Source organism: Luteimonas deserti (assembly GCF_013425765.1).
Lineage (GTDB): Bacteria > Pseudomonadota > Gammaproteobacteria > Xanthomonadales > Xanthomonadaceae > Luteimonas > Luteimonas deserti.
In genome coordinates this window covers 15,517-36,101 of sequence record NZ_JACCJZ010000013.1, presented here as the reverse complement: position 1 = coordinate 36,101, position 20,585 = coordinate 15,517, and the positions used below count along the sequence as shown (strand labels likewise).

General features: G+C 68.5%; 17 protein-coding genes. 11 read left to right on the top strand and 6 right to left on the bottom strand.

Annotated features, from left to right (window positions below):
• Nucleotides 1-82: 82 nt before the first annotated feature.
• Genes H0E82_RS05470 through H0E82_RS05445 form a run of 6 tightly spaced genes read left to right on the top strand, consistent with a single transcriptional unit; the run spans nt 83 to nt 5,873 of the window.
• Nucleotides 83-2,860, top strand: a complete 2,778-nt coding sequence (locus tag H0E82_RS05470; protein WP_180544442.1) for a monovalent cation/H+ antiporter subunit A — start codon at nt 83-85, stop codon at nt 2,858-2,860.
• A complete protein-coding gene (locus tag H0E82_RS05465) occupies nt 2,860-3,225 on the top strand; it encodes a Na+/H+ antiporter subunit C (protein ID WP_180544441.1) in 366 nt (121 codons plus the stop codon). Before H0E82_RS05470 ends, H0E82_RS05465 begins: the two co-directional genes overlap by 1 nt.
• Nucleotides 3,222-4,751: a monovalent cation/H+ antiporter subunit D gene (locus H0E82_RS05460; protein ID WP_180544440.1), complete on the top strand. Its 1,530-nt coding sequence runs from the start codon at nt 3,222-3,224 to the stop codon at nt 4,749-4,751. Before H0E82_RS05465 ends, H0E82_RS05460 begins: the two co-directional genes overlap by 4 nt.
• Nucleotides 4,748-5,236 carry a Na+/H+ antiporter subunit E gene (locus H0E82_RS05455; protein WP_180544439.1) on the top strand — a complete coding sequence of 163 codons (489 nt, stop codon included), beginning with the start codon at nt 4,748-4,750 and terminating at the stop codon, nt 5,234-5,236. Before H0E82_RS05460 ends, H0E82_RS05455 begins: the two co-directional genes overlap by 4 nt.
• Entirely contained in the window at nt 5,233-5,502 is a 270-nt protein-coding gene (locus H0E82_RS05450; RefSeq protein WP_180544438.1) for a K+/H+ antiporter subunit F, read from the top strand. The genes H0E82_RS05455 and H0E82_RS05450 overlap by 4 nt, the downstream gene beginning before the upstream one ends.
• Nucleotides 5,499-5,873, top strand: coding sequence for a Na+/H+ antiporter subunit G (locus H0E82_RS05445; protein WP_180544437.1), 375 nt, complete (start codon nt 5,499-5,501; stop codon nt 5,871-5,873). Before H0E82_RS05450 ends, H0E82_RS05445 begins: the two co-directional genes overlap by 4 nt.
• A gap of 60 nt (nt 5,874-5,933) precedes the next feature.
• Here H0E82_RS05445 and H0E82_RS05440 read toward each other — a convergent pair whose 3' ends face one another.
• From H0E82_RS05440 to hppD, 3 genes are all read right to left on the bottom strand, one after another.
• Nucleotides 5,934-6,581, bottom strand: coding sequence for a hypothetical protein (locus tag H0E82_RS05440; protein WP_180544436.1), 648 nt, complete (start codon nt 6,579-6,581; stop codon nt 5,934-5,936).
• 150 nt (nt 6,582-6,731) lie between these two features.
• Complete coding sequence (hmgA, locus tag H0E82_RS05435; protein ID WP_180544790.1) at nt 6,732-8,009, bottom strand: homogentisate 1,2-dioxygenase; 1,278 nt, start codon at nt 8,007-8,009, stop codon at nt 6,732-6,734.
• Between the two features lie 126 nt (nt 8,010-8,135).
• Entirely contained in the window at nt 8,136-9,206 is a 1,071-nt protein-coding gene (gene hppD, locus H0E82_RS05430) for a 4-hydroxyphenylpyruvate dioxygenase (protein WP_425600323.1), read from the bottom strand.
• A gap of 135 nt (nt 9,207-9,341) precedes the next feature.
• Here hppD and H0E82_RS05425 point away from each other — a divergent pair, with 135 nt between their 5' ends.
• Nucleotides 9,342-9,845 carry a MarR family winged helix-turn-helix transcriptional regulator gene (locus H0E82_RS05425; RefSeq protein ID WP_180544434.1) on the top strand — a complete coding sequence of 168 codons (504 nt, stop codon included), beginning with the start codon at nt 9,342-9,344 and terminating at the stop codon, nt 9,843-9,845.
• 92 nt (nt 9,846-9,937) lie between these two features.
• Here the strand turns inward: H0E82_RS05425 and H0E82_RS05420 are convergent, their stop codons facing one another.
• From H0E82_RS05420 to H0E82_RS05410, 3 genes are all read right to left on the bottom strand, one after another.
• Complete coding sequence (locus H0E82_RS05420; protein ID WP_180544789.1) at nt 9,938-11,515, bottom strand: peptide MFS transporter; 1,578 nt, start codon at nt 11,513-11,515, stop codon at nt 9,938-9,940.
• A gap of 159 nt (nt 11,516-11,674) precedes the next feature.
• Nucleotides 11,675-13,249, bottom strand: coding sequence for an AbgT family transporter (locus tag H0E82_RS05415; protein ID WP_180544433.1), 1,575 nt, complete (start codon nt 13,247-13,249; stop codon nt 11,675-11,677).
• A 162-nt stretch (nt 13,250-13,411) separates the two neighbouring features.
• On the bottom strand, nt 13,412-16,975 hold the full coding sequence (locus H0E82_RS05410) for a Calx-beta domain-containing protein (RefSeq protein WP_180544432.1): 3,564 nt from the start codon (nt 16,973-16,975) through the stop codon (nt 13,412-13,414).
• A 134-nt stretch (nt 16,976-17,109) separates the two neighbouring features.
• On the opposite strand from H0E82_RS05410, the gene H0E82_RS05405 reads away from it, so the two are divergent.
• From H0E82_RS05405 to H0E82_RS05390, 4 genes are all read left to right on the top strand, one after another.
• On the top strand, nt 17,110-17,982 hold the full coding sequence (locus tag H0E82_RS05405) for a tryptophan 2,3-dioxygenase (RefSeq protein ID WP_180544788.1): 873 nt from the start codon (nt 17,110-17,112) through the stop codon (nt 17,980-17,982).
• Between the two features lie 111 nt (nt 17,983-18,093).
• On the top strand, nt 18,094-19,167 hold the full coding sequence (gene pdhA, locus H0E82_RS05400) for a pyruvate dehydrogenase (acetyl-transferring) E1 component subunit alpha (RefSeq protein WP_180544431.1): 1,074 nt from the start codon (nt 18,094-18,096) through the stop codon (nt 19,165-19,167).
• The gene (locus H0E82_RS05395) at nt 19,164-20,195 is read left to right on the top strand and encodes an alpha-ketoacid dehydrogenase subunit beta (RefSeq protein WP_180544430.1); all 1,032 of its coding nucleotides are present in this window, start codon (nt 19,164-19,166) and stop codon (nt 20,193-20,195) included. Before pdhA ends, H0E82_RS05395 begins: the two co-directional genes overlap by 4 nt.
• Before the next feature lie 5 nt (nt 20,196-20,200).
• Entirely contained in the window at nt 20,201-20,566 is a 366-nt protein-coding gene (locus H0E82_RS05390; RefSeq protein WP_180544429.1) for a cupin domain-containing protein, read from the top strand.
• Nucleotides 20,567-20,585 lie beyond the last annotated feature (19 nt).

The window sequence follows — 20,585 nt, the reverse complement described above, 5'->3', positions numbered from 1 at the left end:
CCGGGCACGCGCTTCGGGTAAACTGCCCGGCCCTTGCGTGATCCGCCGGCCGACTGGCCGACCTGCCTCCACAAGGAGCCCGATGCTCGAACTTCTGATCGCCCTGCCTTTCGTGCTGGCGCTTGCCGTGGCGCTGTCCGCGAATGCATCTCGGCGCACGTCCGCCGTGCTCGCCGGCCTGGTGCCGTTGATCGGCCTGGGGCTGCTCGCGGCCATGGCAGGCGACGTCTTCGACGGGGAGATCCTGCGCGCGAGCTACAGCTGGATTCCGGAGGCGGGGCTGGACTTCAGCCTGCGCGTCGACGGCCTGGCCTGGACGTTCGCCCTGCTGGTACTGGGCATCGGCGGTCTGGTTGTGCTCTACGGCCACTACTACCTGTCGGCCAAGGACAGCCCACGCCGGTTCTTCACCTATCTGCTGCTCTTCATGGGCGCGATGCTGGGCATGGTGATCGCCGGGAACCTGCTGCTGCTGGCGGTGTTCTGGGAGCTGACCTCGATCAGCTCGTTCCTGCTGATCGGCTTCTGGTCGCACCGTCAGGACGCCCGCCAGGGCGCGCGCATGGCGCTGACGATCACCGGCATGGGCGGCCTGGCCCTGCTCGGCGGTGTGCTGCTGATCGGCCGCATCGTCGGCAGCTACGACCTCGACGTCGTCCTGGCCTCGGGCGACCTGATCCGCGCCAGCCATCTGTATCCGTGGGCGCTGGCGCTGGTGCTGCTGGGCATCTTCACCAAGAGCGCGCAGTTCCCGTTCCACTTCTGGCTGCCGCACGCGATGGCCGCGCCGACCCCGGTCTCGGCCTACCTGCATTCGGCGACGATGGTGAAGGCCGGCGTGTTCCTGCTGGCGCGGCTGCATCCGGCGCTGGCCGGCACGGATCTGTTCTTCTACGTGGTGACGAGCGTCGGCGCGACCACGCTGCTGGTCGGCGCCTGGTTCGCGATCTTCCAGCACGACCTCAAGGGCCTGCTGGCGTATTCGACGATCTCCCACCTCGGCCTGATCACGCTGCTGTTCGGCCTGTCGACCGAAATGGCGGTGGTCGCCGGCCTGTTCCACATCCTCAACCACGCGACGTTCAAGGCCTCGCTGTTCATGGCCGCGGGCATCATCGACCACGAGTGCGGCACGCGCGACATGCGCCGGCTGGGGAACCTCAGACGTTACATGCCGATGACCAGTGTGCTCGCGATCGTCGCGTCGCTGGCGATGGCCGGCATTCCGCTGCTCAACGGCTTCCTGTCGAAGGAGATGTTCTTCGCCGAGGCGCTGGAGATCGGCGGCCACGGCACGATGCGCATCATCATCAGCATCGCCGCGCTGCTGGCGGGCATCTTCGGCATCGCCTACAGCCTGCGCTTCGTCCACGACACCTTCTTCGGCAACGGTCCGCGCGCGCTCGACGTGGTGCCGCACGAGCCGCCGCGCTGGATGCGCATTCCGGTCGGCGTGCTGGCGATCCTGTGCGTGGTGGTGGGCATGGTGCCGGCGCTGACCATCGGACCGATGCTGCGCACGATGGTGGGCGGCACCCTCGGCCCGGCCGCGCCGGAGTTCAGCCTGTCGGTCTGGCACGGTCTCAACCTGCCGCTGATGATGAGCGTGGCCAGCCTGGTGTTCGGCGTGGCCCTGTACTTCGGCCTGCGCCGGCTGCTGGATTTCCATGCGGTGATCACCCGCTCGATCGGCCGCAACGTCTTCCACGTCAACGTCGAGGCGCTGTTCGCGCTGGCCCGGCGCTTCACGGCCCGCGTCGCCAACGGCAGCCTGCAACGCAGCCTGTTCCTGATGATCGTGGTGGGCGTGGTGCTGGCCGGCGCGCCGATGCTCGGTGGCACCTGGTCGCTCCTGGCCGGGTTGGGGCCCTCGCAGCCGCTGTCGGCGGTCGGCTGGGGCCTGTGGGCGCTGCTCCTGGCCGCCACGATCGGCACGGTGCTGGTGCACCGCAAACGCCTGACCGCACTGATCGTCATCGGTGCGGTCGGCCTGGCGGTGAGTCTGGTCTTCGTCTACCTGTCGGCGCCCGACCTGGCGCTGACCCAGTTGCTGGTGGAGATGGTGACGATCGCGCTGATGATGATGGCGCTGAATTACCTGCCCAAGGAATCCAAGGTCTCGCGTCGGCGTCTGCACAAGCTGCGCGATGTCGGCCTGGCGGTGGTCGCAGGCGGCGGGCTCGCGGTGCTGGCCTACGCGATGATGCTGTCGCCGGCCGATACGATTTCCAGCGAGCTGCTGGTCCGTGCGCTGCCCGAGGCCTACGGACGCAACGTGGTCAACGTCACCCTCGTCGACTTCCGCGGTTTCGACACCTTCGGCGAGATCGCCGTGTTCGGTGTCGCCGCGCTGGTGGTGCACGCGCTGCTGCGATGGGCCCGGCTGCGGCCCGACGAGGTCATCCCGGGCCCGCCGGCGCAGCTGCCGATCGCCGCCGACCTCACCCAGCTGCTCTTCCCGCTGGCGCTGACGGTGTCGATCTACCTGTTCCTGCGTGGCCACAACGCGCCGGGTGGCGGTTTCATCGCCGGCCTCGTGTTCGCGGTTCCGGTCCTGGTGAAGTACGTGCTGCAGGGCGCCCGCGCGGTCGAGGCGACGTTCGGCTTCGATTACATCCGCGGCATCGCCATCGGCCTGCTGCTGGCCGTGCTCGGGGGCGTGGGCTCGTGGTGGTTCGGCCTGCCGTACATGACCAGCGGACATCTGGATCTGGAGCTGCCGCTGATCGGCATGCTGCCGCTGGCCAGTGCACTGGTCTTCGACACCGGCGTGTACGTGGTGGTCTTCGCCGGCACGCTGCTCATGCTTTCCACCATGGGCACGGTCAAACACCGCCAGGCACGGGAGGAGGCCCGCTGATGGAATTCGCGATCGCCACCGCCATCGGCGTCCTTGCCGGCAGCGGGCTGTATCTGATGCTGCGTGCGCGCACCTTCGACGTCATTCTCGGACTCACGCTGCTGTCCTACGCCACCAACCTGATGATCTTTGCGGCCGGCAGGCCGGTGGTCGGCAAGCCGCCGGTGCTGCGCGACGGTGTCGCGCACACCCTGGCCAACTATTCCGATCCGCTGCCGCAGGCCCTGGTGCTGACCGCCATCGTGATCGCGTTCGCGATGACCGCGGTGGCGGTGGTGGTGGCGATGCGCGAGCACGCCGACCTGCATACCGACCACGTGGACGGCGAGGAGCCGGACGAGGAACAGCGCGGGGGCATGCGATGAACCATCTGCCCGTCCTGCCCGTCCTCGTCCCGCTGGTCACCGGCGCGATCCTGCTGCTGCTCGAGCGGCGCCACCGCAGCTCGGTGCTGCGGCTGTGGGCGTGGGTCGGCATGGCCGCGCTGCTGGCGGTCGCGGTGAGCCTGGTGGTGCAGGTGCAGCGCCAGGACATGCTGGTCTACCTGCTCGGCGACTGGCCCGCGCGCCTCGGCATCACCCTGATGGTGGACCGTCTCTCGGCGCTGATGGTGCTGACCACGACCCTGCTCGCGATCCCCTGCCTGCTCTACGCCTGCGCAGGCTGGGACAAGCGCGCCCTGCACTTCCATGCCCTGTTCCAGATGCAGCTGGCCGGTCTCAACGGTGCCTTCCTGACCGGAGACCTGTTCAACCTGTTCGTGTTCTTCGAGGTGATGCTGATCGCCTCCTACGGCCTGCTGCTCAGCGGTGCCCGTGGCGCACGGATCAAGGCCGGCATGCATTACGTGGTGTTCAACATCGCCGCGTCGGTCGTGTTCCTGCTGGCGCTCGGCCTGCTCTACGGCATGCTCGGCACGCTCAACATGACCGAAATGGCCGCGCGCATCGCGGTCGCCCCGCCGGAGCGCACGCTGCTGATCCAGGCCGGTGCGGGCCTGCTGCTGCTGGTGTTCTGCGCGAAGGCCGCGCTCTTGCCGCTGTACCTGTGGCTGCCCGAGGCCTACGCACGCGCGCCGGCCGCGGTGGCCGCGCTGTTCACCGTGATGACCAAGGTGGGCCTGTACGCGGTGCTGCGGGTGTTCACGCTGATGTTCGGCGAGAACGCGGGCCCGCTGGCCAATCTCGCCTGGGACTGGTTGCTGCCGGCGGGCGCGGCGACCATCGTGCTCGCGGCCCTGGGCGTGATCGGCGCGCCGCGCCTGCGCATCGGCGTGGCGTATCTGGTGCTGCTGTCGGCAGGGACGCTGTTCGTGGCGTTTTCGCTCGCCAACGCCGGTGCGATCTCCGCCGGCCTCTACTACCTCGCCCACAGCGTGTTCGTCAGTGCGGCGCTGTTCCTGCTCGCGGACATCATCCAGCGGCACCGGGGCTGCAATGGCGACTACCTGATGCCGATCGCGTCGATGCCGAACAAGACCCTGCCGGCGGCGCTGTTCCTGATCGCCGCGGTCTCCATTGCCGGACTGCCGCCGCTGTCGGGCTTCGTCGGCAAGCTGCAGCTGCTCAACGCGGTGCCCGAGGCGCAGATGGGCTGGATCTGGACGGTCATCCTCGGCAGCAGCCTGATGACCATCATCGGCCTGTCGCGCAGCGGCACCCGGCTGTTCTGGCGGGTGGACACGGCGCCGGTCGACATGCCGCCGCCCCCGCTGCGCCGCTCCGAGATCGCCGCGACCGTGCTGCTGCTGGCCTACGGCATCGCGATGACGCTGTTCGCGGGTCCTGTGCTGCGCTACACCGATGCGGCCGCCGCGCAGCTGCTCGACGTGGACACCTACATCCAGGTCCTGCGCGACACCGCGCCATTGATCCGGGAGCCCTCGCCATGAAGCGACGCATGCTGCCGTCGATCCCGCAGAGCCTGACCGTCTTCGCGTTCTGGCTGCTGATGGCCCAGGAGGTCAGCCCGGCGAGCATCGCGATGGCGCTGCTCCTGGCCTGGCTGATGCCGCTGCTGGCCGCCCGCCTGGAGCGCGAATTCGCGCAGCTTGGCCGCCTCGGCGGCGGCGTGCGCCTGACCGGGCGCCTGCTGTTCGACATCGTGCTGGCCAACATCACGGTCGCCAGACAGGTGCTCGGACCGGAATCCAGGCTGCAGTCGCAGTTCGTCTGGGTGCCGCTGGACCTGACCAACATCCACGGCATTTCGGCGCTCGCCAGTATCTGCACGCTGACCCCGGGCACGGTCTCGGCCGAGCTGTCGGAAGACCGGCGCTGGCTGCTGCTGCATTGCCTCAGCGTTCGCGACCCCGACGCCCTGGTGATCCAGATCAAGACCCGCTACGAAACGCCGCTGAGGGAGATCTTTCCATGATCGACATCGCCATCGTCGCCGGCATGCATCTGGTCGGGCTCGCCATGGTCCTCGCGCTGTGGCGCCTGCTGCGCGGCCCCACCGCGCCCGACCGGATCCTCGCGCTGGACACGCTGTACATCAGCGCCATCGCCCAGCTCATCCTGTTCGGCATGCTGCTCGACACCGAGGTCTATTTCGAGGCCGCCCTGATCATCGCCATGCTCGGCTTCGTCGGCACCGTGGTGCTGAGCAAGTACGTGATCCGGAGGGACATCGTCGAATGAGCACGGTCGTCGAACTCGTCGTCGTGGCGCTGCTGGTGATCGGCTGCTTCTTCACCCTGCTCGGCGGCATCGCGATGGTGAAGCTGTCGGACTTCTTCCGCCGCCTGCACGGCCCTGCCAAGTCGAGCACGCTCGGCGTGGGCTGCATCCTGATCGCCTCGATCGTCTATCACTGGGTCAACGGCAGTGGCGTGCATCCGCGCGAACTGCTCATCACGGTGTTCCTGTTCCTGACCGCGCCGATCAGCGCGCACCTGATGTCGCGTGCGGCGCTGTCGCTGATGGACGACCGCCCGCCGCACCCGGACCGGACCCCGGATCCTGACGGCGCGACAGTGGACCGCGACGATCCCGCGCCTCCCGAGCACTGATGGCCGTGCCCGTGCACGCGCCTGCGCGGGCGATCGAGGCACGTCGGAGGCCGGCTGGACTCAGCTGCAGCCTTCGACGTAATCCACCTGGGGCGGCGTGCCGACACGCCACTCGGTGACCTGCCCCGCGGTGTCGGTCTCGAAGACCAGCGCGGTGTCGCTGTCGGCGACGCGCAGGTAGTGCGCTCCGTCGACGTACTTGTGCGCCAGTGCCTCGACCCGGCCTGCGTACAGCTGCTCGACCTCCGCGCGCGGCATGCCCACGCGCCCGCCGCCCGGCGCGGCGTAGCCGGCGTTGCGGACGTCGACCCGCACGAAACGCTCGCCCTCGATCATGAAGGCGATGCTGTAGCCTGCAGTCCCGATCGGATGCGGGGTGAGGTAGTAACAGCCGCCCGGCTCGGATGGACGCGCATCGCCCAGATCGTTGCCCCAGGCGATGCGCACCTGCTCGGGATCGCTGCCGAAGGCGGCAGGCCCGAAGCCCTCGAACGTGATCACATCGGCCACCACGCGCGGCACGTTGGTCCCGACGCCTTCGGCCTGGGGCCCCGCCGGCGTCTCCATCGGCGGCGGCGCGGCGGGGTCCGCGTCGAGAACGCTGGCGCCGGGGTCGGCGCCCTGCGCGGCGACAGGGTCCGCGCTGCGCTCGGCGCAGGCTGACAGGGACAGCGCCAGTACCGCGGCACATGCGATCGAAGACTTCATCGGAGACTCTCGCAACGGGATGGCGGAAGCGTCCGCCATCGCGCGTTAAGAATCCGAGAGCCTGCCCGGCATGATCCTGGCCCGGCTTCCGGACTCAAGCGACGTGGTCCGCACGCCCGGCCATGCGCCCACCTGCCGCAGCCTTCCGCATCAGCGCGGCGGCGTGAACCGGTGGCGCAGACCCTTCCACACCGCCTGATAGTCGCTCTGCCGGTGCGGGGCCTCCAGCGCCTGCAACGTCGGCCGGATCACCGACCGTGTCTCGAACATGAAGGCCATCGTGTCGGCGATCACGTCCGGCCTGGACAGATCCGCCGCGCTGGCCTTGTCGAACGTCGCCGCATCCGGCCCGTGCCCGCTCATGCAGTTGTGCAGCGAGCACGCGCCCGGCGCGAACCCGTCGGCCTTGGCGTCGTACTGGCCGTGGACCAGTCCCATGAACTCGCTGGCGATGTTGCGGTGAAACCACGGCGGCCGGAACGTGTGCTGGGCGACCAGCCAGCGCGGCGGGAAGATCGCGAAATCCATGTTCGCGGTGCCCGGTGTATCGCTGGGCGAAGTGAGCACGGTGAAGATCGACGGATCCGGATGGTCGAAGCTGATCGATCCGATGGTGTTGAAGCGGCGCAGATCGTATTTGTACGGTGCGTAATTGCCGTGCCATCCCACCACGTCCAGCGGCGAGTGATCGATCGGCGCCTGCCACAGGTGTCCCTGGAACTTGGCGATCAGCGAAAAGTCGCCTTCGACGTCCTCGTAGGCGGCCACAGGCGCGAGGAAATCCCGCGGATTGGCCAGCCCGTTGGCGCCGATGGGTCCCAGATCCGGGAGGCGCAGTGCGCGCCCCTGGTTCTCGCAGACGTATCCACGACTCGCCCCGTCCGGCAGTTCCACCCGGAAGCGCACGCCGCACGGGATCACCGCGATCTCCTGCGGCTCGACCTCGAGCACGCCGAATTCGGTCGCAAGCACGAGGCGCCCGAGCTGCGGCACCAGCAGCAGTTCGCCATCGGCACTGTAGAAGAACCGGTCGGTCATCGATGCGTTCGCGGCGTAGACGTGGATGCCGACACCCCCGTGCGCGCCGGCGCCGCCCGTCCCCGCCACCGAGAACAGGCCGTCGATGAAATCCACCGGCGTGTCCGGCAGCGGGATCGGACTCCAGCGCAACTGGTCGGGCGAGACCGGCCCGCGGTCGAAGCCGTCATGGAAGCGCGGCTGCGAGAACGGCACGAAGCTGCCGTGCATCACCGCCGGCCGGATCCGATAAAGCCAGCTGCGGCGGTTCTCGCCCCGCGGCGCCGTGAACGCCGTGCCGGAAAGCTGCTCGGCGTACAGCCCGTGGGCCACCTGCTGCGGCGAGTTCTGCCCGACCGGCAGCGTGCCGGGTTCGGCTTCGGTGGCGAACTCGTTGCCGAAGCCGGACATGTAGCCACGCGGCGCCGCATGCTGCGGGGCCAGGTGCGGCATCGGGATCACGGTGTCGTCGCTGGAGGCGTTCATGGCAGTGGTGTCTTCCTGAAGTCCCGGGCCGCGTGAGGATGGATGCTCGATTCAGAGCACGCCGCGCTGCATCTGGTCGCGTTCGATGCTCTCGAACAGCGCCTGGAAGTTGCCTTCGCCGAAGCCCTCGTTGCCCTTGCGCTGGATGATCTCGAAGAAGATCGGGCCGAACGCGTTCTTGGTGAAGATCTGCAGCAGCTTGCGCTGCTTGGTCTCCGGATCGGCGTCGATCAGGATCTTGTTGCGGCGCAGGCGTTCGACGTCCTCGTTGTGATCGGGAATGCGCGCGTCGATGACGTCGAAGTAGGTGTCCGGCGTGTCGAGGAAGTCGACACCCTTCTCGCGCATCTTCTCGATCGACGCATAGATGTCGTCGGTGAAGCAGGCGATGTGCTGGATGCCCTCGCCCTTGTACGCGTCGAGGTATTCGTTGATCTGCGACTTGGGATCGTTGGATTCGTTGAGCGGAATCCGCACGATGCCGTCGGGTGCGGTCATGGCCTTGGACTTCAGGCCGGTCTTGGCGCCCTTGATGTCGAAGTAGCGGATCTCGCGGAAGTTGAACAGCTTCTCGTAGTAGTCCGACCACTTCTGCATGTTGCCGAAGTAGAGGTTGTGGGTGAGGTGGTCGATGAAGGTCAGGCCGAACCCGGTCGGGTTCTGGTCCACGCCCTCGATGGCGACGTAGTCGTCGCCGTAGATCGATCCCGATGCGCCGTAGCGGTCGACCAGATACAGCATGCAGTCGCCGATGCCCTTGACCACCGGCGCGTCGACGGCCTTGGTGGACTCGCGCGCGCCGATCGCCTCACCGCCGTTGCCGAGCACCCTGCCGTAGACGTCGCCGGCCGGCTGCTTGAAGCGGATCGCGAAGCCGCAGGCCGACGGACCGTGCGCCTTTGCGAAATCGGCGGCGAAGGAGTCGGGATCTTCGTTGAGCAGGAAGTTCACCCCGCCCTGGCGGTACACCGTGATCGCGCGCGACCGGTGCCTGAGCACCGCGGTGAATCCCATGTTGCGGAAGTAGGCGTGCATGAAGTCGGCCTGGCCTTCGGGCGCGGCGAACTCGACGAACTCGAACCCGTCGATGCCCATCGGATTCTCGAACGTGGTGACCTCCATGCCGAGGTTGGGGCCGGAATTCTGTGTTTGCGCGCTCATGGGATACTCCGTGGCGATGGGGCCGCACCGGGGGGACGCGGCTTCAGACCCTCCTTTATAGTTTCACGTGCAACCACTTGCAAGGCGCAGCGCACCATGCCGCAACCCGGTTCCATCGCGTCCGATTCCGCAGCCCGATCCGGCAGCGACCATGCCGGCCACGACCATGCCACGCTCGACCTGGAGCACTTCCTGCCGTACCGGCTCAGCGTGCTGACCAACCTCGTCAGCGGCGGACTCGCGGAGCTCTATTCCGAGCGGTTCGGCATCAGCGTGACCGAATGGCGCGTGATCGCGGTGCTCGGACGGTATCCGGGCCTCTCGGCCAACAACGTCGCCGAGCGCACCGCGATGGACAAGGTCGCCGTGAGCCGGGCCGTGGCGCGGCTGCTCGAACGCGATCTGCTGATGCGCGAGATGCACGACAGCGATCGCCGGCGCTCGGTCCTGGAACTGAGCGAAGCCGGCTACGCCGTCTACGATGTGATCGTGCCGCTAGCACTGGAGTACCAGCGCAATGTGCTGGCGCCGCTCGACGCATCCGAGCGCGCCCAGCTCGTGGCCTTGATGGCCAAGCTCGAAGCACCGTTCAAGGACTGACCCAGGCGCCGAGGCGCACGCACTGCCGCACCGCGATGCCCCATACGAAAACAGCGCCCGAAGGCGCTGTTTTCGCGTGCATGCGGCCCGTCTCAGGGCCGACGTTCGTCCTCGAGTTGCGTACCCGGCGCGATCGGCTCGCCGATGGCCTGCTGGCCCGCCAGTGACGGCTCGTCGTCCTTCAGCGTATCGAGATGCATCAGGCGACGGATCAGCGGTGCGACCAGCATCATCAGGATGCCCACGCCCACCGCCAGCCAGCCCACGTTCGAGTACACCTCGAGTACGCGGGCCGGACCCGCACCCTCACCACCGGTGGCCGCTGAGATCAGGCCGGCGGCGAAGTTGCCGGTGGCCGAGGCGAAGAACCACGTGCCCATGATCAGGCTGGCCATGTGCGCCGGCGCCAGGCGATTCATCGCCGAGAGGCCCACCGGCGACAGGCAGAGCTCGCCGGTGGTGTGGATCAGGTAGATCAGGAAGATGAAGATCACCGGGGTCATCTGGCCCGGTCCTGCGCTGTTGGCGCCCCAGACCAGGATCAGGAAGCCCAGGCCCACCTGGATCACCGCCAGTGCGAACTTCATCGGCGTCGACGGCTCCCAGCCGCGGCGGCCCAGCCACAGCCACGCCATCGCGAACACCGGCGCGAGCAGGATGATGTAGATCGAGTTCAGGGACTGGAACATCGACGCCGGCACTGCCCAGCCGAAGATCTCGCGGTCCACCGAGCGGTCGGTGAACAGGTTCAGCGACGCACCGGCCTGTTCGAACAGCGCCCAGAACAGGATTGAACCGATGATCAGGATCAGCGCGGCGAAGATGCGGTTCCGCGCTTCTCGCTCGAGCTTGAACACGGCCGTGTACATCACGTACCCCACCAGCAGCGCGCCGGTGCCCATCAGCAGCCCGCCGACGAGCGACTGGTACTGGATCAAGAACCAGACCACGCCGACGGCCAGCACGCCACACACATAGAGCAGCCACTCGAACCGGATGCCCAGGACCGGGGCCGCGAGCCGCTGCGGATTCTTCGACTCGCCGCGCCCCATCAGCAGCGGCTTGCCCAGCACGAACACGATCAGGCCCAGCAGCATGCCGACGCCCGCCGCGCCGAAACCCCAGGCCCAGCCGTAGGTCTGGCCCAGGTAACCGGCAATCAGTGCACCCAGCGCGGCGCCCAGATTGATGCCCATGTAGAAGATCGTGTACGCCGGATCGCGACGGATGTCGGTCCGCGGGTACAGCTGGCCGACCATCACCGAGATGTTGGCCTTGAGGAAGCCCGAGCCGACGATGATGAAGGCCAGCGCCAGCCAGAAGATGTTGATCTCGGCCGCGCTCTGCCCGCCGTCACCCTCGAACGCCATCAGGAAGTGGCCGAAGGTCAACAGCACCGCGCCGAACACCACCGCCTTGCGCTGGCCCAGGTAGCGATCGGCCAGATAGCCGCCGACCACCGGCGCGATGTACACCAGCGCGGTGTAGGCGCCGTAGATCACCGAGGCCTCGGAATCCGAGTACATCCAGTGCTGCACGAGATAGAAGATCAGCAGCGCGCGCATGCCGTAGTAGGAGAACCGCTCCCACATCTCGGCGAAGAACAGCACGAACAGGCCACGCGGATGCCCGAGGATGGTCTTCCTTTCCTCGGCGGCGTACGGATTCATTGACACGTAGGGCGACTCCTGACGGTGATCGAAGCCCAGGGACCGGCGCGGGCGACGCGCTAACTTAGCGGCGCCCGATCCGCATGGAAAGTGACCTTTGCCACGCGCGCCGGCCGCCGTACGCAGCGGGCGACGGCGGCCGGGACGATGTCAGCGTATTCAGCCGGCGGGGTAGACGTAGCTCGCGCCGACGCCCAGCGGAAGGCCCAGTGCCCAGAACCCGAGCAGGAAGGCCGACCACGTGACCAGCAGGGTGATCGAGAACGGCAGCATCAGCGCGAGCAGCGTGCCGATGCCGCTGCCCTTCACGTAGCGCTGGCAGAACACGACGATCAGCGGGAAGTACGGCAGCAGCGGGGTGATGATGTTGGTGCTGGAATCGCCGACGCGATACGCGGCCTGGGTGAGATCCGGCGAGATGCCCAGCTGCATCAGCATCGGCACCATGATCGCGCCGATCAGCGCCCACTTCGCCGACGCCGAGCCCACCAGCAGGTTGACGAAACCCGACAGCAGCACGATGCCGACCAGGGTCACGCCGGTCGGCAGGCCCAGCGCCTGCAGGCCGTTGGCGCCCTTGATCGCCAGCAGCGCGCCGAGGTTGCTCTGGCCGAAGGCGTAGATGAACTGCGCGGCGAAGAAGGCCATGACGATGTAATAGCCCATGCCGCTCATCGCCTTGCTCATGCCGGCGATGATGTCGCGGTGCGACTTGACCGCGCCGGAGGCGTAGCCGTAGACGATGCCGGGCACGACGAACAGGATGAAGATCAGCGGCACGATCGACTGCATCAGCGGTGCGCTGGCCACCAGCAGTTCGCCTGCGCCACTGGGGGCATCGACCGGCGCGCGCCAGGCCGAGCCGAGCGGCACGGCCGTGACCACCAGCGCGACCACGCAGGCCAGCATGGCGAGCACCGCGAGCCACAAGCCCCGACGCTCGGGCGCGGTCAACGTCTGCATCGACGGCATGTCGCTGGCGTCGCCATCGACCGGGGTGCCGCGCAGCCGCGGCTCGATGATGCGGTCGGTCAGGAACCAGCCGACCAGCACGACGAGCCCCGTGGACGCAGTGGTGAAGTAGAAGTTGTTGAGCGGGTTGACCACCACGGCCGGGTCGATCAGGTTGGCCGCTTCCTGGGTCAGGCCCGCCAGCAGCGGATCGAGACTCGAGGGAATGAAGGTGGCCGAAAACCCGCCCGAGACACCCGCGAACGCAGCCGCGATGCCGGCCAGCGGATGGCGCCCGGCGGCGTAGAAGATCACCGCGCCCAGCGGGATCACCAGCACATAGCCGGCATCGACCGCGACGTGGCTGAAGATGCCGACCGCGATCAGCATCGGGGTCAGCAGCATCTTCGGCGTCACCGACAGCACCGCGCGCAGCGCGGCGTTGATGAAGCCGGTGTGCTCGGCGACGCCCAGGCCCAGCATCGCCACCAGCACCACGCCCAGCGGCGCGAAGTTGACGAAGGTGCGGACCATGTCCGCCATGAAGGCGGTGAAGCTGGTGCCGGCCAGCAGGTTGCGGATCTGGATCGGATCGCCGCTGCGTGGGTCGATCTCGGCGAAGCTGACGTTCGCCAGCAGCGCCGAGACCACCCAGACCACCAGCATCAATCCCAGGAACAGCACCGCCGGATCCGGCAGCTTGTTACCGACCCGTTCGACGGCGTCGAGGAAGCGGGCGACGACACCGCGCGGCGCGGCGATCTCAGGACTGGGCTGGCTCATTCGGCGTGGATCCCCTGCTGGCGTGCGACGCCGCATCCTAGCAGCCCGAAGCCGCCCGCTGCCCCGGCTGGCCCTCCGCGCAGGGCGACCCGCACCCGACCGCAACGCGGAACCCCCGCTTCCGCGGGGGTTCCGTCGACTCGATCGGTCGCAGTCGCGGCGTCAGGGCGTGTAGCTGGCCCGCACCGTGACCCGGGCGAACGGCGCATCGCTGCCGACGCGGATGTACCAGGCGCCGGACTGGGGCACGGCGACGTGGACGACCTCGTTGTTGCCCGGCCGCTGCGAGCGCAGCTGCCACTCGTCCGCGGTCGGCACCGCGTCGCGGCTGGCGTGGAGCGTGACGTCGCCGGTGCCGCCGGCGCTGAGGATGCGCAGGTTGCGCGCGCCGGCCGGCACGTCGATGCGGAACAGCCGGGACTCGCCTGCCGCACCGGCGACGTCGCCGACCTGTTCGCCGTTGGCCAGCAGGCGCGCGGCCGAGGCGGGATCTTCGACGACGGCCACCGCGGCGACCGCGTTGTCGTTGCCGGCGTCCGGATCTTGGGTCTGCGAGGCCGTCGCCACGGTCAGCGACACCTCGCGACCGATCGCGGTCAGCGGCGCCGTGGCCGACAGCGCGAACACCGCCTCGTCGCCTGCGGCCAGCGTGTCGCGGCTGCACGACACCGTGGTGGTGCCGGCCGCGGCCACCGGCGTATCGCAGCTCCAGCCATCGGCTGCGGACACCACCAGGTCGTCCGCCTCCACGTCCAGCACCGCGCCGACCCCGGGGAACTGCGCCGCGTCCGGCCCGGCGTTGACCAGCGTCGCCGCGAACGCCATCGACTGACCGGCGACGACTTCGGGTTCGATCGCTTCGACCTCGATGCCGAGATCGGCGGTCTCCACCGGCGCCAGCCGCACCAGCAGCACCGTCGGGTCGTGGTCCGAGAGGCGCGTCGGCGTGTCGGCCTCGTTGCGGGTCACTTCGGGGAAGTCGGCATTGATGCGCGCGTGGCTGATGTCGAGTCCCACGACCATCGGCGAATCAACCAGCGCCTGGTTCACCAGCACGTGGTCGAGCGATTGCGCCTGGTAGTCGAACACGAAGGAATACCGCTCCTCTTCGGCCGCCTCCAGCGTCATGTTGAGCAGCGATGGGGACACCAGCACCGCGCCGTCCCCGTCCACCGCGGTTTCACCATCGGCCGAAGGCAGCCCGGTCACGGTGCCGATCGCATCGACCAGACCGTCGTTGAACTCGAACGCGTTGAAGTCGCCGAGCACCACGATGTGCCGGGCCGGATCGGCCTGCTGCATGTCCTGGACCAGCGTGGCGAGGAAGTCGGCCTGCTTCTGGCGCTTGTCGCGCACGCGCTGGCCGGCCGTCGCCCAGCCGTTGCTGCCCGGGCCGTCGTCGTTGACGCCGCTGAGCGAGCGCTGATGCACGACGATCGCGGTCAGCGGGAAGGTGCGGCCGTCGGCGAAATGGGCCACGCCGTCGAGCACCAGCGGCGGCCGGTCGTTGAGCACGCTGGTCGAGCCGTTGGGGTTCTGCAGCACGGCCTCCGTGCCCTGCTGCGTGACCGCGGTGACCTCGATGCGGGCGATGCCCGCCGCGACCTGACCGGTCTTGACCAGGAACCCCACGTCGATGCCGCCGACGTCGAAGCCTTCTTCCAGATACGCGACATAGCCCGGGTCCGGCTGCCCGGCCGCGACCGCGTCGGCATTGATGCGCGTGGCCAGGGTCTGCAGCACCGAGAGGTTCTCGACCTCGGTCACGCCGAGGATGTCGGGCGTGTGCAGGTAGCCGCGGATGCCGATCGACGCCTTCGACAACCGGCGCTCGAGTGCGGCGGCGGTCAGGGTCGGGCCGCTGTTGCCGTCGTTCACGGTGTCGAAGAAACGCTGCAGGTTGTAGGTGGCGAAGGTCACGTGGTCCGGACCGGGCGCCATCGACGGCCGCACCTCGCCGGCACCGCTGCAGTCGCTGACCAGCTCGGCGTCGGGATAGATCGTGTAGCGGCGGAAGGTGTAGTCCAGCGGACCCGTCAGCGAGCCGTCGACGATGCGGCAGCCGGCGGCGAGGTTCGCGGTCGGCGCGCCGATCGTGCTGCTGTTGACGACGATCGTCTCGGGGTTGAAATCCCAGCGGGGGATCGCCGGCGCGCTGCTGCCCAGCGGGCCGGGATCCGGCACCGGGATGCCGGGCTCGCGGAACGGCCGCGGCGTGCCGGTAACCACGACCGCGAAGCGGCCGTTGCTGCTTCCCGTGGCCTGGGCCTCGTTGGTGTTGCCGCCGGTGGGCGCGATCACGGTGAAGCTGGGCGCGGTGACGCGCATGCCTTCCAGATGTTCCAGCTGGCCGAGGCCGCCGTCCGCGCTCGGCAGTTCGGGTGTCAGCGCGACCGGCGCGGGCAGCGCGTGCCCGGTCGACAGTGCGACGACCGACGCATCGGTGATTTCGGTCAGCGGCAGCTGGTGGGGATCGGCGGCCGGGATGTACTCGATCACCGTGCCCTGCACCAGCACCTTGTTGCCCACCGCGGCATCGGCCGGCGGCGCGCTGCTGGTGAACACGAACACGCCTTCCGACGTGGCCGGATCGCCGTCGTCCTCGCCGTCCGGCGTCTGGATGAAGAAGCCGTTGTTCTTGCGGCCGGTGACGATGCCGGTGGTGGCGACCGGCTGGTTCTCGTAGGGCGAGCGCTCGCCGCTGCCCTGGATGGCGTGGATCGTCAGCGTGGTGACGTCGTCGTTGACGATCGTGCCGGTGCCGCGGGCCTTGGCCAGCAGCGCGCCGACCGCATTGTCGAGATCGACGTGGAAGGTCTCGTCCGGCTCGACGGTCTCGTCGCCGACCACGTCGACGTGCAGGGTGAGCTCGCGCTGGCCCTCGGTGAAGACCAGTGCGCCGGTGCGCGCGATGTAGTCGCCATCGGCCACCTTGGCTGTGCCGTCGGCGGTGGCGTAGGCCACGGTCACGCCCTCGGGCCCGGCCGGCTGGTTCAGGCTGACGGTGAAGAAGAACGGCGTGGTGCCGCTGTCGCCTTCGGCGCCGCTGGTGTCGGTGATGCTCAGGTACAGCGTGCCGCCGCCGCTGCAGATGTTGGGCACTGCGGCGCTGTTGCGCGGCGCGGGTGCGCCGGTGGTGAAGTCGGCGGCGTTGTCGTTGCTGTCGGTGCAGCCCTCGCCGGCGCGGAACACGGCGGTGGTGTTGCTCGGCGCCGGCGCAGGCGCGCTGCCTTCGAAGAAGTTGGCGCTGCCGAAGCCGACCAGGTCCAGGATCAGCGCCTGCTGCGCCGGCGTGCAGGCCGTGCTGCCGCCGTTGCAGCCGAGGCTGGCCGTGGTGTTCGCCAGCACGACCTTGCCGGCGGTGCCGGACATGTTGATCGTGCCGCTGGCATCGGGCGCGGGCAGCGCCGCGCCGCTCGTGCCGCCGGCCAGGCCGACTAGGAAATAGCCGCCGGCCGGAATCTCCACCGAGGGCAGCACGACGATCTGGCTGGCGCCGGCGCCGAAATTACCGGTGCCGGTCGCGCTGGCGTACTGGATGGAGCGGCCGCCGAGCGACGCCGGCAGATCGCCTGTGTTGAACAGCTCGACGTAGTCGGCACTGAACGGCGCGCCGCTGTTGCCGCCGCCCCCGTAGACCTGGCTGATGACGACGTCGGCCTGCGCGGCGCCCGCGCTGCAGCACAGCAGCAATGCCGACAGCAGCCGGCCCTGGAATCTGGTCATGCCTCACCCCGTTCGCGCCCCGGACCGGGCGCCCCGACCGGAGTGTGCCGGCAAACCGTGTCGTTTGCATGACGTGGTGCGGCACAAGCCGCCGCCCGGCGTCACCCGCCCGGACCATGCAGTACGCTGTCGCCATGACCATCGACCGCAACCAGCGCCCCCTCGAGGACGGCATCCACCGCGACCTGTCGGGCCGCATCACCTACGGCGGATACCTGCGCCTGGACCTGCTGCTGGCGGCCCAGCAGCCGCTGTCCGACCCGCCGCATCACGACGAGATGCTGTTCGTCGTGCAGCACCAGGTGTCCGAGCTGTGGCTCAAGCTGATGATCCACGAGCTCTCGGCCGCGATCGGCCACCTCAAGCGCGACGAGGTCTGGCGCTGCCGCAAGGTGCTGGCACGTTGCAAGCAGGTGCTGCGGCAGCTGACCGAGCAGTGGTCGGTGCTGGAGACGATGACGCCGGCCGAGTACATGGAATTCCGCGATGTGCTGGGGCCGTCCTCCGGCTTCCAGTCGCTGCAGTACCGCACGGTCGAGTTCCTGCTCGGCAACAAGAACGCGGCGATGCTCGACGTGTTCGCCCATGACCCCGACGGCCAGGCCGGGCTGTGCGTGGCGCTCGATGCGCCCGGGCTGTACGACGAGTTCCTGTGCTATCTCGCCCGCTGGGGCCACCCGGTCGACGCGCGCCATCTGCAACGCGACTGGCGCGAGCCGCACACCTTCGATGCGAGCCTGGTGCCGGTGTTCGAGACGATCTACGAGGACACCGACCGTTACTGGCGCGAATACGCGCTGTGCGAGGATCTGGTGGACCTGGAAACCCAGTTCCAGCTCTGGCGCTTCCGCCACATGCGCACCGTCATGCGCATCATCGGCTTCAAGCGCGGCACCGGCGGCTCCAGCGGCGTGGGCTTCCTGAAGCAGGCGCTGGAGCTGACCTTCTTCCCGGAACTGTTCGAAGTGCGCACGCACATCGGCCCGGGGCGCGGCAGCGACGCCTGAGCGACGCGCGCATACGCGATCCGCATGCCCGTCGTCATGCGGCAGCGCGCAACGGGCCTTAACGACCCCACCGGTATCATCGGCAACCATTGTCCCTGACCGGTTGGCACGATGACCGTCGTCGCGAAATTCGAAATCGACTACCTGCAGTACCTCGGCCCCGACGGCACCCCCGTCGCCGAGTTCCCCGAGGCCTTCTCCGACCCCGCCACGCTGCTGCCGCTGTTCAAGCAGATGCTGTTCGTGCGCACCTTCGACAGCAAGGCGATCGCCCTGCAACGCACCGGCAAGCTGGGCACCTACGCCGCGTGCCTGGGCCACGAGGCCACGCACGTCGGCATCGGCGCCGCGATGCGGCCCGAGGACGTGTTCGCACCGAGCTACCGCGAGTACGGCGCGCAGATCATGCGCGGCGTGCAGCTGCGCGAGATCCTGATGTACTGGGGCGGCGACGAGCGCGGCAACGACTTCCAGCACCAGAAACACGACTTCCCGTGGTGCGTGCCGATCGCGACCCAGTGCCTGCATGCCGCCGGCGCCGCACTGGCATTCAAGCTGCGCAAGGAGCCGCGCGTCGCGGTGACCTGCTGCGGCGACGGCGGCAGCTCGAAAACCGACACCTACGCCGCGATCAACTCGGCCGGCGCCTACGCGCTGCCGTTCGTGCAGTGCATCGTCAACAACGGTTGGGCGATCTCGGTGCCCCGCACCGCGCAGACCGGCGCCGAGACGCTGGCCCAGAAGGGCCTGGCCGGCGGCCTGCATTGCCTGCAGGTCGACGGCAACGATTTGGTCGCCGTGCTCGAAGGCATGCGCCGCGCGCTCGAGCGTGCCCGCAACGGTGAAGGCGGCAGCGTCATCGAGTTCATGACCTATCGCCTGCACGACCACACCACCGCCGACGACGCGCGCCGCTACCGCGACGAGGCCGAGGTCAAGGACGCCTGGACGCGTGATCCGATGACCCGCCTGCGCACCTATCTCACCGCGCAGAACCTGTGGGGCGAGGACCGGGAGAAGGCCTGGATCGCGGACTGTGGCCAGCGCATCGACGTCGAGATCAACGCCTATCTGGAACTGAAGGTGCAGCCGGTGGAAGCGATGTTCGATTACCTCTACGCCGACCCGCCGCCGGACCTGCTGGAACAGCGTGCCAAGGCGATCGCTGCGGAGGGCCGCGCATGAACGTCGCCGCCAGCAAGACCACGGCCGCGGCCGCGAAGAGCGACGCGCCCGTCGCGATCACCCTGATCGAAGCGATCACCCAGGCACTGGCCTACGAGCTGCGCACCGACGAGTCGGTCGTCGTGCTCGGCGAGGACGTCGGCGTCAACGGCGGTGTGTTCCGCGCGACCGCCGGCCTGCAGGCGCAGTTCGGCGCCGAGCGCGTGCTCGACACGCCGCTCGACGAGACCACGATCGCCGGCCTGACCGTCGGCATGGCCGCGATGGGCATGAAGCCCGTCGCCGAAGCCCAGTTCGACGGCTTCATGTATCCGATGGTCGACCACATCATCTGCCACGCCGCGCGCTTCCGGTACCGCACCCGCGGCCGCCTGACCTGCCCGATGGTGCTGCGCGTGCCGTGGGGCGGTGGCATCCGCGCGCCGGAGCACCACAGCGAGGCCAACGAATCGATCTTCACCAACGTGCCCGGCCTGCGCGTGGTCATGCCCTCGTCGCCGGCGCGCGCCTACGGCCTGCTGCTGGCGGCGATCCGCGAGCCGGATCCGGTGATCTACTTCGAGCCCAAGCGCATCTACCGCCAGTACAAGGAAGTGGTGCCCGACGACGGCGAGGCGCTGCCGCTCGACGTCTGCTACGTGCTGCGCGACGGCACCGACGTCACCCTGATCAGCTGGGGCGCGCAGGTGAAGGAAGCACTGGAGGCGGCCGAGACGCTCGCCCGGGACGGCATCAGCGCCGAGGTCATCGACGTCGCCACGCTGAAACCGCTCGACTTCGCGACGATCGCCGAATCGGTCTCGCGCACCGGCCGTTGCGTGATCGTGCACGAAGCGCCTAAGACCGCCGGCTTCGGCGCCGAGATCGCCGCGCGCCTGGCCGAGGAGTCGATGTACGACCTCGTCGCGCCGGTCGAGCGCGTCACCGGTTACGACACCCACATCCCGCTGTTCCGCCTTGAGATGAAGTACCTGCCGAGCGTCGAGAAGATCGTCGCCGCGGCCAAGCGGGCGATGGCGGCGGGCTGACCGGCATGGCGGGCGAGGTCGTCAATTTCGCGGACAAACTCGCGCTGTTCTCCGGGCATTGGTCGCCGCGCGTCGTCGACGAGATGAACGACTACCAGTTCAAGCTGGTCAAGATCGCCGGCGACTTCGTCTGGCATGCGCATCCGGACACGGACGAGACGTTCATCGTGCTGGCCGGCGAGTTGCACATCGAATTCCGCGACCGGCAGATCGTCGTCCGCACCGGTGAGATGGTCGTGGTGCCGCGTGGCACTGAACACCGTCCGCACGCGGATGCCGAGTGCCACGTGCTGCTAGTCGAACCCCGCGGCGTGGTCAACACCGGCGATGCCGACAGTGCCCTGACCGCAGCGAACGACATCTGGATATGAGGCGACCGGGACGCTGACG